The organism is Noviherbaspirillum massiliense JC206 (genome assembly GCF_000312045.1).
GTDB lineage: Bacteria > Pseudomonadota > Gammaproteobacteria > Burkholderiales > Burkholderiaceae_D > Noviherbaspirillum > Noviherbaspirillum massiliense.
This window is the reverse complement of the sequence record NZ_HE978634.1, coordinates 493878-507901: the sequence shown is the minus strand read 5'-3', so window position 1 is coordinate 507901 and position 14024 is coordinate 493878. Positions and strand designations below refer to the sequence as shown.

13 protein-coding genes are annotated in these 14024 nt (G+C 60.5%); 4 read left to right on the top strand and 9 right to left on the bottom strand.

The window, feature by feature from the left end:
• Nucleotides 1-68: 68 nt before the first annotated feature.
• The 6 genes from HGHM_RS02540 to glpD are packed head-to-tail and all read right to left on the bottom strand — an operon-like array spanning nucleotide 69 to nucleotide 5815.
• Nucleotides 69-353 (bottom strand): DUF2160 domain-containing protein, encoded by a 285-nt coding sequence (locus HGHM_RS02540; RefSeq protein WP_019139932.1) that lies wholly within the window; start codon nucleotides 351-353, stop codon nucleotides 69-71.
• Nucleotide 354: 1 nt separating this feature from the next.
• A complete protein-coding gene (locus tag HGHM_RS02535) occupies nucleotides 355-1158 on the bottom strand; it encodes a carbohydrate ABC transporter permease (protein WP_020693809.1) in 804 nt (267 codons plus the stop codon).
• Nucleotides 1158-2027, bottom strand: coding sequence for a carbohydrate ABC transporter permease (locus HGHM_RS02530; RefSeq protein ID WP_026075636.1), 870 nt, complete (start codon nucleotides 2025-2027; stop codon nucleotides 1158-1160). Before HGHM_RS02530 ends, HGHM_RS02535 begins: the two co-directional genes overlap by 1 nt.
• A gap of 1 nt (nucleotide 2028) precedes the next feature.
• Entirely contained in the window at nucleotides 2029-3120 is a 1092-nt protein-coding gene (locus HGHM_RS02525; RefSeq protein ID WP_019139929.1) for an ABC transporter ATP-binding protein, read from the bottom strand.
• A gap of 2 nt (nucleotides 3121-3122) precedes the next feature.
• Complete coding sequence (locus HGHM_RS02520; RefSeq protein WP_026075635.1) at nucleotides 3123-4223, bottom strand: ABC transporter ATP-binding protein; 1101 nt, start codon at nucleotides 4221-4223, stop codon at nucleotides 3123-3125.
• A 35-nt stretch (nucleotides 4224-4258) separates the two neighbouring features.
• Nucleotides 4259-5815: a glycerol-3-phosphate dehydrogenase gene (gene glpD, locus HGHM_RS02515; protein ID WP_019139927.1), complete on the bottom strand. Its 1557-nt coding sequence runs from the start codon at nucleotides 5813-5815 to the stop codon at nucleotides 4259-4261.
• Nucleotides 5816-5949: 134 nt separating this feature from the next.
• Between glpD and HGHM_RS20435 the strand changes: the two genes are divergently transcribed.
• A complete protein-coding gene (locus tag HGHM_RS20435; RefSeq protein ID WP_173390512.1) occupies nucleotides 5950-6741 on the top strand; it encodes a DeoR/GlpR family DNA-binding transcription regulator in 792 nt (263 codons plus the stop codon).
• A 50-nt stretch (nucleotides 6742-6791) separates the two neighbouring features.
• On the opposite strand, the gene HGHM_RS22545 is transcribed toward HGHM_RS20435, so the two are convergent.
• From HGHM_RS22545 to glpK, 3 genes are all read right to left on the bottom strand, one after another.
• Nucleotides 6792-7289: a suppressor of fused domain protein gene (locus tag HGHM_RS22545; protein ID WP_245549234.1), complete on the bottom strand. Its 498-nt coding sequence runs from the start codon at nucleotides 7287-7289 to the stop codon at nucleotides 6792-6794.
• A 191-nt stretch (nucleotides 7290-7480) separates the two neighbouring features.
• Nucleotides 7481-7729 (bottom strand): hypothetical protein, encoded by a 249-nt coding sequence (locus HGHM_RS20430; protein WP_019139925.1) that lies wholly within the window; start codon nucleotides 7727-7729, stop codon nucleotides 7481-7483.
• Between the two features lie 76 nt (nucleotides 7730-7805).
• Nucleotides 7806-9302, bottom strand: a complete 1497-nt coding sequence (glpK, locus tag HGHM_RS02495) for a glycerol kinase GlpK (protein WP_019139924.1) — start codon at nucleotides 9300-9302, stop codon at nucleotides 7806-7808.
• 199 nt (nucleotides 9303-9501) lie between these two features.
• Between glpK and HGHM_RS02490 the strand changes: the two genes are divergently transcribed.
• The 3 genes from HGHM_RS02490 to HGHM_RS02480 all read left to right on the top strand — a co-directional run bounded on the left by HGHM_RS02490 (nucleotide 9502) and on the right by HGHM_RS02480 (nucleotide 14000).
• Nucleotides 9502-10002 carry a hypothetical protein gene (locus HGHM_RS02490; RefSeq protein ID WP_019139923.1) on the top strand — a complete coding sequence of 167 codons (501 nt, stop codon included), beginning with the start codon at nucleotides 9502-9504 and terminating at the stop codon, nucleotides 10000-10002.
• A 92-nt stretch (nucleotides 10003-10094) separates the two neighbouring features.
• On the top strand, nucleotides 10095-11183 hold the full coding sequence (gene hemE, locus HGHM_RS02485; RefSeq protein WP_019139922.1) for a uroporphyrinogen decarboxylase: 1089 nt from the start codon (nucleotides 10095-10097) through the stop codon (nucleotides 11181-11183).
• 774 nt (nucleotides 11184-11957) lie between these two features.
• Nucleotides 11958-14000, top strand: a complete 2043-nt coding sequence (locus HGHM_RS02480) for a primosomal protein N' (protein ID WP_019139921.1) — start codon at nucleotides 11958-11960, stop codon at nucleotides 13998-14000.
• Nucleotides 14001-14024: the final 24 nt, after the last annotated feature.

Here is a 14024-nt window from a genome sequence, read left to right as displayed (position 1 = left end):
CTTTTTGCCTTCCCATCAAGATGGACGCGCGACGGAGGGAAGAACGCGGTCGCGCACCGAGATGCAGGTCAACCCCAGCGCATCACAATCAGCAGCACCAGCACACCGATCGACGCCGCGATCCATTGCGGCAGATCGGTCACTCCGGCCCATGCAAGGTTCACATAGGCAGCGACCAGCAGGCCGATGAACAAACGGTCGCCCCGGGTGGTCGGAATCGGCAGAAAACCCTTGCGTGCCATCGTCGGCGATTTCAATTCCCAGACCGTCATCCCGATCAGCATCAGCACGATCACGATGAAAAACACTGCCACCGGCGGCGTCCAGGCCATCCATGCAAACGCGTTTTCCATGTCAGACCCTCCCCATCGCAAAACCCTTGGCGATGTAATGCCGCACGAACCAGATCACCAGCGCGCCCGGCAGGATGGTGAGCACGCCCGCCGCCGCCAGCACGCCCCAGTCCATGCCCGCCGCGGAAACAGTGCGCGTCATCACCGCACCGATCGGCTTCGCATCAACCGAAGTCAGCGTGCGTGCCAGCAGCAGCTCAACCCAGCTGAACATGAAGCAGAAGAAGGCGGCGACGCCGATGCCCGACTTGATCAGCGGAAGGAAAATCCTGATGAAGAAGCGCGGGAAGCTGTAGCCGTCGATATACGCCGTTTCATCGATCTCCTTCGGAATTCCCGACATGAAGCCTTCGAGTATCCAAACCGCAAGCGGCACATTGAACAGCATGTGCGCCAGCGCCACAGCGATATGGGTATCCATCAGCCCGATGGTCGAATACAGCTGAAAGAAGGGCAGCAAAAAAACCGCCGGAGGCGTCATCCGGTTCGTCAGCAGCCAGAAAAACAGGTGGTGATCCCCGAGGAAGGAATAGCGCGAAAACGCATACGCCGCCGGCAGCGCCACTGCCACCGACAGCAGCATGTTGATCACGACATAAATCATGGAATTGACGTAGCCGTCATACCAGGAGGGATCGGTGAATATCACCTTGAAGTTATCCAGCGTAAAATGCTCGGGTATCAGGGTGAGCGCGCCGGTAATCTCTTCATTGGTCTTGACGGCCATGTTGAGCAGCCAGTAGATCGGCAACAGCGCCAGGATCAGATAAACCACCAGCACCGGCCCGGTCCAGCGTCGCTTCATCATTTCGTCTCTCCCGCGCCGAGCCTTTGCATCCAGTTGTACAGCACGAAGCAGAACAACAGGATGATGAGGAAATACACCAGGGAAAAAGCTGCCGCCGGCCCGAGGTCGAACTGTCCGACCGCCTTTTGCGTCAGGTATTGCGACAGAAAGGTAGTCGCATTGCCGGGCCCGCCGCCGGTCAGCACGAACGGTTCGGTATAGATCATGAAGCTGTCCATGAAGCGCAGCAGCACCGCGATCATGAGGACATTGCGCATCTTCGGCAGCTGAATGAAGCGGAACACCGCCCAGCGTGACGCACCGTCGATACGGGCCGCCTGGTAATAGGCGTCGGGGATCGAGCGCAGTCCCGCATAGGCAAGCAGAATCACCAGCGGTGTCCAGTGCCAGACATCCATCACCAGCACCGTCACCCAGGCATCCACCGGACTGCCGGTATAGTTGTAGTCGATGCCCATCCAGTTGATGGCATAGCCGAGCAGGCCGATATCGCTGCGTCCGAAAATCTGCCAGATGGTGCCGACCACATTCCAGGGAATCAGCAGGGGCAGGGCAACCAGCACCAGCGACAGCGACGCCTTCCAGCCCTGTGCCGGCATGGCCAGGGCGATCAGGATGCCGAGCGGAATTTCGATCGCAAGCACCGAAAGCGAAAATACGATCTGCCGGTACAGCGCGCCATGCAGGTCGGAATCGCGCATCACCTGCTGGAACCATTCGGTGCCGACGAATACCTTCTGCGTCGGGCTGAGGATATCCTGCACCGAGTAATTCACTACCGTCATCAGCGGCAGGATCGCCGAAAAGGCGACGCAAATGATCACCGGCAGCACCAGGAACCACGCGCGATTATTCCGAGTTTTCATCTTAGGCCACCCGCTGGTCGTTGAGGTAGTACAGGGTACGTTCCGGCGGAAAGCGCAGCCAGGCCGGAGCGCCGGCTGCTGCCTGCACCGGAGACCGGATCTTGGCCACCACCGTCTGCGAGCCGATCCGGAATTCGCCGAGCTGATAGACGCCGAGATCCCGCAGCGCAAGCACCGCCGCTTCCACCGCATCCGCCTGTTGCGAGGCAAGGCACTCCACGAACTCCGGACGGATGCCGAGGGTGAGCTTGCCGCCTGCGCCGGTGAGCGCGGCCTTTGCTTCTAGTGAAAGGGCGATGGGTGCCGCGCCGGCGATGCGCGCCATTCCATCCTGCACCGTGCAGGGCAGCAGGTTCATGCCAGGATTGCCAATGAAATAGCCGACGAAGGTATGCGCCGGCGCTTCGAACAATTCCTGCGCGGTCCCCACCTGGACCACTTCACCGCTTGTCATCACCACCACCTTGTCGGCAAAGGTCAGGGCTTCAACCTGGTCATGCGTCACATACAGCAGCGACAGCTTCAGCTCATGGTGGATTTCTTTCAGCTTGCGCCGCAGCAGCCATTTCAGATGCGGATCGATCACCGTCAGCGGCTCGTCGAACAGCACCGCCGCCACATCCGGGCGCACCAGCCCGCGCCCGAGGGAAATCTTTTGCTTGGCATCGGCCGGCAGGCCGCTGGCCCGGTACTTCAACTCCCCCGACAGCTCCAGCATGTTTGCCACCTGCTCGACGCGCTTGCGGATCTCGGCTTCCTTCCAGCCGCGGTTGCGCAGCGGGAAGGCGAGATTGTCGAACACCGACATCGTGTCGTAGATAACGGGAAACTGGAACACTTGAGCGATGTTGCGTGTCTCCGGGGGCAAGTCGGTCACGTCCCGGCCGTCAAACAGCACCCGGCCTTGCGAGGGCCTGACAAGGCCGGAGATGATGTTGAGCAGTGTCGTCTTGCCGCAGCCGGATGGTCCGAGCAAGGCGTAGGCGCCGCCATCATCCCAGCGGATGTTCATCGGCTGCAGTGCGTAATCCTGAGGCTCTGCCCGGTTCGGCTTGTAGGAATGGGCGAGGTCGACCAGATCGATGCGAGCCATGGTCAGGCCCCCGCTGCTGGCTGATGCGGCGCGAACAGCAGGGCGCCTTCCGCCGTATACAGAAATATTTCTTCCGGCCGGCAGTACATGGTGCAACGCTCACCGAGCGCGATGTCATGCACGCCCGTCAGCTGAGCGACCAGCGAAAGGCTGTCGCGATGCATGTGCACATAGGTTTCCGAGCCGCTGATCTCCGAGAGGGCGACTTCCACCTCGATCGGAAAATCATCCGCATGCATGCGCTCGCTGCGCAAGCTGTGCGCACGCAGTCCCAGCGTCAGGCTCCGGTGCCCGCTGGCGCGCGCGCGCTGGTCCGCCGTCAGGGGAAGGGCAAGGCCCGCGCCGGCGTGCGCCAGGCCATTCGTCTCCAGGCTTGCCGGAATGAGATTGATCGGCGGATCGCTGAACACGCGCGCTGCCTCGATCGAACCCGGGGCATGGAACACATCGAGCGTTCTGCCATATTGCAGCAGCCGTCCTTCGGAAAGGACGGCAGTGTAGCCGCCCAGCTGCAAGGCTTCCAGCGGCTCGGTGGTGGCATAGACGACGGTGGTCCGGCCTTCGGCGAACAGCTCGGCCAGTTCTTCGCGCAACTCCTCGCGCAGCTTGTAATCCAGGTTGACAAGCGGCTCGTCGAGCAGGAGCAGCGAGGCGTCCTTGATCAGGGCCCGCGCCAGTGCGGTGCGCTGCTGCTGTCCCCCCGAGAGTTCGGCCGGCAGGCGCTGCAGGAAGGGCGCGATATGCAGCCGCTCGGCCATGGCGGCGACGCGGATTCGGACCTGTGCTTCGGGAATGCCCTGGATGCGCAGCGGCGAGGCGATATTGTCGAACACCGTCATGGAGGGATAGTTGATGAACTGCTGGTACACCATGGCGAGCTTGCGCTCGCGCACCGGCACGCCGGTAACGTCCTGGCCGTCGGCCAGCACCCGGCCAGTGCTCGGGCGGTCTAGGCCGGCCATGATGCGCATCAGCGAAGTCTTTCCCGCCTGCGTCGGCCCGAGCAGGACATTGATGGCGCCGGGCATGAGTTCCAGCGACATCGGATAAAGATGATCTTCAGCGCCGTGTTTCTTGCTGATGTCGTGTAAGGCCAGGCGCACTCTCTTCCTCCCAGAATCGTGTTGCACGCACTGCTTCAACTTGTGCCGGACGGCACGCTGGCCACAGCGCGGCTTGCCGCCATCCATGCTTCCAGTTTTTCTTCGGCTCCTCGCGGCAGATGCAGGCCCAGCTTGGAGCGGCGCCACAGAATGTCGGCCGCAGTCAGCACCCATTCATGGCGCATCAGATAATCAACCTCGACGGCAAACAGTCCCGGCGCGATTTCCTCTTCCATGTCTTCCATGCTTGAGCGGCCCGCGAGCAGCTTGTCGACTCGCGTACCGTAAGCGCGGGCATATCGCTCGACCAGCTGCGGCGCAATCCAGGCATATTTTTGCTGCAGGTCCTGCACGAAGCGCTCGAATTCGAGCACCGCCCGGTTGGATGGCTGCGGCCCGAACACATCACCGCCAGGCAGGCAGGCATTCCCGGTCCAGCCGCCTTGGCGATTGCCGAGCGCCGGGGCCAGCATGTCGACTGCTTCCTCCGCCAGCTTGCGGAAGGTGGTGATCTTCCCGCCGAATACCGACAGCAGCGGTGCGCCACGGTCCTCGAATTCAAGCCGGTAATCGCGGGTGACTTCCGACGCGTCGGCAGCTTCGTCCTCCACTAGGGGGCGCACGCCGGAATACGACCACACCACATCGGCGGGCGTGAGAGGTCTCTCGAAATAGTGATTCGTCAGCTCGCACAGGTAGGCCGTTTCCTCCTGGTCGATCACCACCTGGTCGGGATCGCCCTCATAATCGACATCGGTGGTGCCGATCAGGGTGAAATCGCGCTCATACGGAATTGCGAATACGATGCGCCCGTCCGGGTGCTGGAAGATGTACGCATAAGGATGGTCGAACAGGCACCTGACCACAATATGGCTACCCTTGATCAGGCGCAATGTCTGGCTCGAAGCCTGCCCGGTTGCCGCCTGCCGGAATCCCGCAGCCCAGGGTCCGGTTGCATTCACCATGCAGCGCGCCCGCACCTGCATAGCCCGGCTGTCGGGCTTGCGCAGGGTCGCATGCCAGAAGCCGTCTTGCGGCGCTGCCGCTTCGCACTGTGTCCGGGTCAGGACCAGCGCTCCCTTTTCCGCAGCATCCATCGCATTCAGCACCACCAACCGCGCATCGTCGACCCAGCCGTCGGAATAGGCGAAGCCGCGGGTATAGGCCTTTTTCAGCGGCTTGCCGGCACCATGGCGGCGCAGGTCGACGCCTTGCGATGCCGGCAGCAGTTCGCGCCGCGCAAGGCTGTCGTACAGGAACAGGCCGGCGCGTATCATCCAGCCAGGGCGCTGGCCTTGGTCATGCGGCATCACGAAGCGCAAGGGCCGCATGATGTGCGGCGCCGAGCGCAGCAGGACTTCGCGCTCGATCAGAGCCTTGCGCACCAGGCGGAATTCGTAATGTTCGAGATAGCGCAGGCCGCCATGGATCAGCTTGGTGGAGGCAGAAGAAGTATGCGAAGCGAGATCATCCTTCTCGCACAGGACCACCGACAGGCCGCGCCCGGCCGCGTCGCGCGCAATCCCGGCGCCATTGATGCCGCCGCCGACGACCAGCAGATCGCATTCGATCGTTCCGGATGCCTGTTCCATCGGATTGCGCCGTAAGAGAACTAAGATTGAATTAGCATTTAGACAAGCATACGATACGACAAAATAAGAAATCAAATCAACAATTACTTTGTTTGATATTGTTCGTTTTTGTTCGTTTTGCAGTCAGGTGAGGCATGATTCTTAACCCAAGGCAACGAAAACTGCTCGGCTTCGTGCAGCAGCAGCTGACGATCTCAGTGGAAGAACTGGCGCGGGCGCTGGACGTCACGCCCCAGACGGTGCGGCGGGATCTGAAGCAGATGGAAGAGGCAAAGCTGCTGGCGCGCTATCACGGCGGCGTCGGCCTGCCTTCGTCGGTGGAAAACATCGATTACCGCCAGCGCCAGCTCCTGCATGCCGACGCCAAGCGCCGCATCGCCGCCACGGTTGCCGCGCGCGTGCGCCCCGGCTGCTCACTGCTGATCAACATCGGCACCACTACAGAAGAAGTGGCGCGCGCGCTGGTCCATCACCAGGGCCTGCATGTGGTGACCAACAACCTGAATGTCGCGGCCATCCTCGCCGACAATCCGCACAGCGAAGTGATCCTGGCCGGCGGCGTGGTGCGCCGACCCGACCGCGGCATCGTCGGCGAAGCCACGATCGACTTCATCCGGCAGTTCAAGGTCGACATCGGCATCATCGGCATTTCCAGCATCGAACCCGACGGCACCCTGCGCGACTTCGACCCGCGCGAAGTCAAGGTCGCGCAAACCATCATCGAGCAGTCGCGGGAAGTCTGGCTGGCCGCTGACAGCAACAAGTTCAGCCGTCAGGCCCTGGTACGCATGGCGCATGTTTCGCAGATCGATGTGCTGTTCACCGATGCCCGGCCGCCGGAGCCGTTGTCGACGGTGCTGAAGGAGGCGCAGGTGAAGGTGGTGGTGGCGCCGGCGCCGGCGCCGGCGCATGGGGCGGCAGGGTAGTAGCTCACAAAAGCACTTCCGAGGACTGATAGTGTCAGGTACCAAGCACTTCAAACAACTGACATCCTCAACGCGTCGATTTCCGGAGATGCACCTGCAGCAAGTAATTTTTGATGCAACTCGTCATATCCATTGGTTCGACCGTACTCAAGTTCGGCAATCGTGATGCCAACGACCTGAAGAAATTCAAAACGCCCTGACAGTAATTGATGTGCTCCGGCAAACTGGACAGATGGGGCAAATAGCAGGGCACGCAACTCACTCGACTCTCTATCAACCGGGCCTCCTGTCTGCATACGGTCCCAAAAATCCAGTAGTGGTTTGTCACCAAAATGACCTGCGCTGAGAAGAAGCTGATAAGCAGTAAGCTTGCGTAACAGCGAAAGCGCCCAAGGGGCCTGCTGATTGCATTGGATAACTAACTCTAATCCGAGGCCAGACCATGAGCTTGAATCTGGCTGCTCCGCCTCCCATGCATTTGACAAGCCGGACGATACGTAGAGCCAGCCATTTCGACGTTGATTAGGTGGAGACTCAAATACGCCGATATGCAGCCAGCGAGGATCGATCTCTGGGTTGCCAAAGCAGGAGTTGAATAGATCGAAATCGAGCGGGTAAATTCCGGGACCTAGGTCACCAAATAATAAAGAGTAAATCGACTCCTCACGCTCATGCCAAGCGGCCTGAAACCAAGTCTGCCAGTCATTGGGTTGCCTGAATTGGATATCTAAAAGTGAACTTAAATTTTGCTTGCGCTACCTGCATCTACCGGCTCCCATTCGGACGCATCGTATTTCACACCTTGCCCTTCCAAGAAAGATTTGAAATCAATAAAGTCCACTCCGTACACCGGCTCCTCCCGTAAAGGAGTAAGCCATAAAGCATCACATTCTTCGCATACCGGAACCTCTTGCTCAAGGCGCTTGATGCGAAGCTTTTTGATTTGGCCTTGATAGTTGCACCTTGAACAAGTGATAACGTTATTCATTAAACCCTCTTCGCATTTGGCACGTTAGCGTCGGCAATCCGCAGAGCCGTATTCATTTGCCGCATCACCCGCCAATTCACTCACTCCACCCCCGCGCCCGCTCCACCGCACGCCGCCACACCGCGAGCCGCTGCTGTCTCTCCTCCGCTGACATGCGCGCCTCGAAGCGCCGCTCCATCTGCCATTGCGCCGCGATCTCCTGCTGCGATGACCAGAAGCCGACCGCGAGGCCCGCAAGATAAGCGGCGCCGAGCGCGGTGGTTTCGGTGACCACCGGACGCACTACCGGCACGCCAAGGATGTTGGCCTGGAACTGCATCAGCAAGTCGTTGCGCGCAGCGCCGCCGTCGACCCGCAGTTCGGTCAGCTCGATCAGGGAATCGCGCTGCATCGCTTCCAGCACATCGACCGTCTGGTAGGCGATGCTTTCCAGCGCCGCGCGCGCGATATGCGCCTTGGTCGTTCCGCGTGTCACGCCGACGACGGTGCCGCGCGCGTGGGCATCCCAGTAGGGCGCGCCGAGTCCGGTGAAGGCCGGCACGAACATCACCCCGCCGGTGTCCGGTACGCTGGTGGCGAGCGCTTCCACCTCGGCGGAGCTGTTGATGATGCCGAGTCCATCGCGCAGCCACTGCACTGTCGCGCCCGCCATGAACACGCTGCCTTCGAGCATGTAGTCGGTCTTGCCGGGCAGGCGCTCGCCCATGGTCCAGCCTATCGTCGTCAGCAGATTGTTATGCGAGGAGATAACTTCGCTGCCGGTATTCATCAGCATGAAGCAGCCGGTGCCGTAAGTATTCTTGGCCATTCCCGGTCGATGGCAGGCCTGGCCGAAGGTCGCCGCCTGCTGGTCGCCTGCGATGCCGGCGATGGGAAGCGATCGGCCGAGTATGTCTGCACGGGTGTGGGCCACGATGCCGCTGCTCGGTGCGACGTCCGGCAGCAGCGAACGCGGAATGTCCAGGAGTTCCAGCAACTGCTCATCCCACTGCTGGGTCCGGATATTGAAGAGGAGGGTGCGTGACGCATTGCTGACGTCGGTCACATGCCTGCCGCTGAGCTTGTAGATCAGCCAGGCATCGACGGTACCGAAAGCCAGCTCGCCGCGCTCCGCACGCAGACGTGCGCCTGGCACATTGTCGAGCAGCCATCTGAGCTTGGTGCCGGAAAAATAGGAGTCGATGATCAGGCCGGTCTTGTGCTGGAACACGCCGGTGCGGCCTTCCGCTTGCAGGCGTTCGCAAAAGTCCGCGGTGCGCCGGTCCTGCCAGACGATGGCGTGCGCCACCGGTTCGCCACTGGCGCGGTCCCACAAGACCGTCGTTTCACGCTGGTTGGTGATGCCGATGGCGGCAATATCGGATGCGCTGACGTGGTTCTCGCGCAGCACCTGCTGCAGCACGGCGAGCTGGGATTGCCAGATTTCGTTGGCGTCATGCTCCACCCAGCCAGGGCGGGGAAAAATCTGGCGGAATTCCTGCTGCGCCGTGCCGCGGATCTTGCCGGAATGATCGAACAGGATGGCACGCGAACTGGTCGTGCCCTGGTCAAGCGCGAGTATGTATTTGTCCATGTGGTCTCCGGCATGTGATGGAACAGGTACAACCGCTGGCCCGGCGTGGCGGCCCGGTTCATTATGGCAGCGGCGGTGTAAGAATCCTTACAACAGCGCAAAGCATCCTGGCTCGCCGTTGAGGTCCAATACGATACAGTATGGCAATGTTGATGCTGCAGATTGTAGCTCCCTGCACGCCCCGGATTGAAAAACAGCCATGAACTTCATTCTCAACCATGACCTCTGGGAAGTCGCCAGCTATATGGTGACCGTAATCGGCTTGCCGTTCGCCATCTCCGTGTTCCTGTTCGAGCAACGCAAGGAAAGAGATGCGGAAGATGAAGAGGCTTACCAGCTGCTGCAGAATGCCTACAACGATTTCCTGAAAATCGTGCTGGACAATCCCGACCTGCAATTGCGCAGCGCCACGGCCCGGACGGACATGACGCCGGAACAGCGCGAGCGGATGCTGATCATTTTCGAAATGCTGATTGCCTTGTTCGAGCGCGCCTACATCGTTTCCTACGAACCCGATCTGAAGGGCGTGGCCTTGCGGCGCTGGCGGTCCTGGGACGACTACATGCGCGAGTGGTGCCGGCGAGAAGACTTTTACTTCCTGCTGCCGCAACTGCTGCGCGGCGAGGATCCGGACTTTGCCGCCTACATCCGGCGCGTCGCTGACGAGGAGCGGGTGGCCAAACTCACCACGCCAGCCTGACGGCTTGTCATCTCCTCCTGGCCGTGGCGTTTCTGCCGGTTTGGAACAAGTGCCGTGCATCGGCGATAATGGCGGCTTATTGAAAGCCCGTCATGTCATCCCGATTCGCATCTCTCAAGAACGATACCTTCCTGCGCGCCCTGTTGCGCCAGCCTACCGAATACACGCCGCTGTGGCTGATGCGACAGGCCGGCCGCTATTTGCCGGAATATAACGCGACCCGCAAGCGCGCCGGTTCCTTCCTTGGCCTTGCCAAGAATCCGGACTATGCGACCGAAGTCACGCTGCAGCCGCTCGACCGTTATGCGCTCGACGCTGCCATCCTGTTTTCCGACATTCTGACGGTGCCGGATGCAATGGGCCTCGGCTTGTATTTCGCCGAAGGGGAGGGGCCGAAATTCCAGCGCCCGCTGCGCGACGAGCAGGCCGTCCTCGCCCTGCGGGCGCCCGATCTCGGCGAGTTGCAGTATGTGTTCGACGCGGTCACCCAGATCCGCAGTGCGCTGAACGGCCGCGTGCCGCTGATCGGTTTTTCCGGCAGCCCATGGACGCTCGCCTGCTACATGGTGGAAGGCGGCGGCTCGGATGATTTCCGCACCGTCAAGACCATGCTCTACAGCCGGCCGGACCTGATGCACCACATCCTGAAGACCAATGCCGATGCGGTCGCCAGCTACCTGAATGCCCAGATCGATGCCGGCGCGCAGGCAGTGATGATTTTCGATACCTGGGGTGGGGCGCTGGCTGATGGCGTGTACCAGGAGTTCTCCCTGCGCTACATGCGGGAGGTGCTGGGCCAGCTGAAGCGCGAGCATGAAGGCGTGCGCATTCCCGCCATCGTCTTTACCAAGGGTGGCGGCCTGTGGCTGGAACAGATCGCCGATAGCGGCGCCGATGCGGTGGGGCTGGATTGGACGGTGAATCTTGCCAATGCGCGGGCCCGGGTAGGCCGCAAGGTCGCCCTGCAAGGCAATCTCGATCCGGCGGTATTGTTTGCAAAGCCGGAGCAGATTCGCGCGGAAGCGACCAAGGTGTTGCAGGCCTTTGGTGCGCCAGAGGCCGGAGCCGGCCATGTGTTCAATCTCGGCCACGGCATTTCCCAGTTCACGCCGCCTGAAGCAGTGACAGTCCTCGTCGATACCGTGCATGAAGTAAGCCGCAGCATGCGCAGGGCTGACTAAGGCCGAATCGACCGCCATTCATTCCGGAAGCGCATGAAAAAGGCTGCTGCACGTCCACTCGGGCAGCGGCTTATTCACAAAAACGGCGCTTGTGCAAAGCATCAAAAAAAATTTTTTTAGGTAAACCTTTCTAGAGTGTACCGATTTTTAAGTCCTTGATTTTACACAAACTATTTTCTGCTTTTCGATTCATCATCGCCCCGGAACCCGCATGGCGCTTGGGTTTTTCGGTTGTCAAGCAGGCCTTGTCCACAAAGTTTTCCACAGTTTTTGTGGATAGCTGAAAAAGCGTTTACAAAACTGGGGCTTAGCTCCAGTTTTGAAAAAAAGACATTAAGTTTTGGGACGGAAGGACGGCAAAAGATGCCAGTCCGACATCCTTTTGCCGGCGGTAGGCCCCTTGACTCCCTGTGTGCCTTGCAGCATGCAATGTCCGGCCCATTATTTTTCTGCTTCTCACTGTTGACATCCGGCTTTTTTATTCCTCCAAAACTTACTTATTCACAAAACCGGCAAACATAGTTTTCGATACAAAGCAACAACTTTGTAAGAGGATGTAATTTTGCGCAGGCGAGCAGAATTCGCTAAACTACTGATTCTAAAGAAGAATATTTTTGACCATTCTTTTGTGCCGCCTGTTGCGCCCATACAGAAACTTCCTGCTCAAAAGGAAAAGAAAGCCTTCTCCACAAAGTTATCCACAGGACTTGTGGATAGTTGAAAAAATACTTATAAAACCGTGGTTTAGCCCGGTTCCTTAATCCGAATATCAAGTTGGCGACCACCCGAATTCTCAAGATTGCCCTCGATACCCCGCTGGACCGGTATTTCGATTACCGCTGGACTGAAAGCCCGGAGATGCCGTCACTGCCGGCGCCAGGCCAGCTAGCACTGGTCCCTTTCGGGCGCCGCTCCATCGTCGGCATCGTGGTGGCCATCGAAGACAGCAGTGATCTCCCCGCGGACAAGGTGAAAGACGTGCTGGCGGTGCGGACCCAGTTGCCGCCGCTGCCGCCGCAATGGATGGCCTTGTGCGGCTTTGCGGCCGATTACTATCAGCGCCCGTTTGGTGAAGTCGCCGTGCCAGCCCTGCCGAAAAACCTGCGCGCACTGCAATCCACCTCCCTCGACCGCGCCCTGAAGAAGCTGGCCAAGACGACGGTGCTGCATGATCCCGCGCCGGCCGATGCCCCCGTGCTGAACGAGGCGCAGCGGCAGGCCGCCGATACCATCGCCGACGCCCGTGGCTTCGCGCCGCTGCTGCTGTATGGCGTTACCGGCAGCGGCAAGACCGAGGTCTATCTGCAGGCCGCCGCGCGCGTGTTGCAGGAAAGCGCGCAGCAGCAAGCACCGGCGCAAATTCTGATCCTGGTCCCGGAAATCAATCTGACGCCGCAGCTGGAACAGAATGTGCGCCAGCGCTTTCCCGGCGTGGCGATTGCCACCCTGCACAGCGGGCTGGCCGAAGGCGAGCGCATGACCAACTGGCTGATGGCGCATCTCGGCCAGGCGCGCATCATCCTCGGCACCCGGCTGGCGATTACCGCTTCCCTGCCGCATTTGAAGTTGATCATCGTCGACGAAGAGCACGATCCTTCCTACAAGCAGCAGGAAGGCTTGCGCTATTCCGCGCGCGACCTTGCCGTGTGGCGTGCGCACCAGCTTGCCATTCCGATCGTGCTCGGTTCGGCCACGCCTTCGTTCGAGACCTGGCAGCATGCGCAGTCGGGACGTTATCGCAGGCTGGAATTGCGCGAGCGGGCAGTCAAGGATGCGGTGCTGCCGAAGGTGAAGCTGATCGACATGGAGCGCGACAAGCCATCCGCCGGCCTCACCTCCAACCTGATTTCCGCCTTGAAGCTGCGGCTCGAACGCGGCGAGCAATCGCTGCTGTTCCTGAACAGGCGCGGCTACGCGCCGGTGATCGCCTGCGATGCCTGCGGCTGGGTCAGCAGTTGCAGCCGGTGCACCGCCTTCATGGTGCTGCACAAGCCGGACCAGCGCCTGCGCTGCCACCATTGCGGCCTGGAGCAGCGCATTCCGCGCGCCTGTCCGACCTGCGGCAACATCGACCTGCAACCACTCGGGCGCGGCACGCAGCGGGTGGAGGAGGGCTTGCAGCAGATCTTCCCCGATGCGCGCATCATGCGCATCGACGCCGATTCCACCCGCCGCAAGGGCACTGCGCAGGCCGCCTTCGAGTCGGTGCACCGCGGCGAGGTCGACATCCTGATCGGCACGCAGATGGTCGCCAAGGGTCACGATTTCCGGCACCTGACTTTAGTTGGCGTGCTCAATCCTGATACCGCACTGTTTTCCCAGGACTACCGCGCCAGCGAGCGCTTGTTCGCGCAACTGATGCAGGTCTCCGGCCGCGCCGGCCGCGCGGCGCGCAAGGAAGGCGGCAATCCGAGCGAAGTGCTGATCCAGACCCGATATCCGCAGCATCCGCTGTATGCCGCGGTGATGGGGCACGATTACGAACGCTTCGCCGACGTGCTCCTGCAGGAGCGCCAGCAGGCAGGCTTGCCGCCCTTCATTTACCAAGCATTGCTCCGCGCCGAGGCACGCGAACTACAGATCGCGATCGAATTCCTGCAGCAGGCGGCCACCTGCATGGAGCATCCGGGCATCATCATGAACGACCCGATCCCGATGACCATGACCCGCATCGCGAATGTCGAGCGCGCGCAATTGCTGGTCGAATCGCATTCGCGTCCGGCCCTGCAGGCATTCCTGAAAAGCTGGATGGCGGAGCTGCGGGTGATGAAGACCCGGGTGAAATGGTCGCTGGAAGTCGATCCGGTGGAAATCTGATCCGGCTTTCGCACTTAGAGGAGC

Coding starts and splice junctions, on each gene's coding strand:
- glpD (WP_019139927.1), bottom strand. CDS start 5,815: ATGGAACAGGCATCCGGAACGATCGAATGCGATCTGCTGGTCGTCGGC.
- HGHM_RS20435 (WP_173390512.1), top strand. CDS start 5,950: ATGATTCTTAACCCAAGGCAACGAAAACTGCTCGGCTTCGTGCAGCAG.
- glpK (WP_019139924.1), bottom strand. CDS start 9,302: ATGGACAAATACATACTCGCGCTTGACCAGGGCACGACCAGTTCGCGT.
- HGHM_RS02525 (WP_019139929.1), bottom strand. CDS start 3,120: ATGGCTCGCATCGATCTGGTCGACCTCGCCCATTCCTACAAGCCGAAC.
- HGHM_RS02490 (WP_019139923.1), top strand. CDS start 9,502: ATGAACTTCATTCTCAACCATGACCTCTGGGAAGTCGCCAGCTATATG.
- HGHM_RS02530 (WP_026075636.1), bottom strand. CDS start 2,027: ATGAAAACTCGGAATAATCGCGCGTGGTTCCTGGTGCTGCCGGTGATC.
- HGHM_RS02535 (WP_020693809.1), bottom strand. CDS start 1,158: ATGAAGCGACGCTGGACCGGGCCGGTGCTGGTGGTTTATCTGATCCTG.
- HGHM_RS20430 (WP_019139925.1), bottom strand. CDS start 7,729: ATGAATAACGTTATCACTTGTTCAAGGTGCAACTATCAAGGCCAAATC.
- hemE (WP_019139922.1), top strand. CDS start 10,095: ATGTCATCCCGATTCGCATCTCTCAAGAACGATACCTTCCTGCGCGCC.
- HGHM_RS02540 (WP_019139932.1), bottom strand. CDS start 353: ATGGAAAACGCGTTTGCATGGATGGCCTGGACGCCGCCGGTGGCAGTG.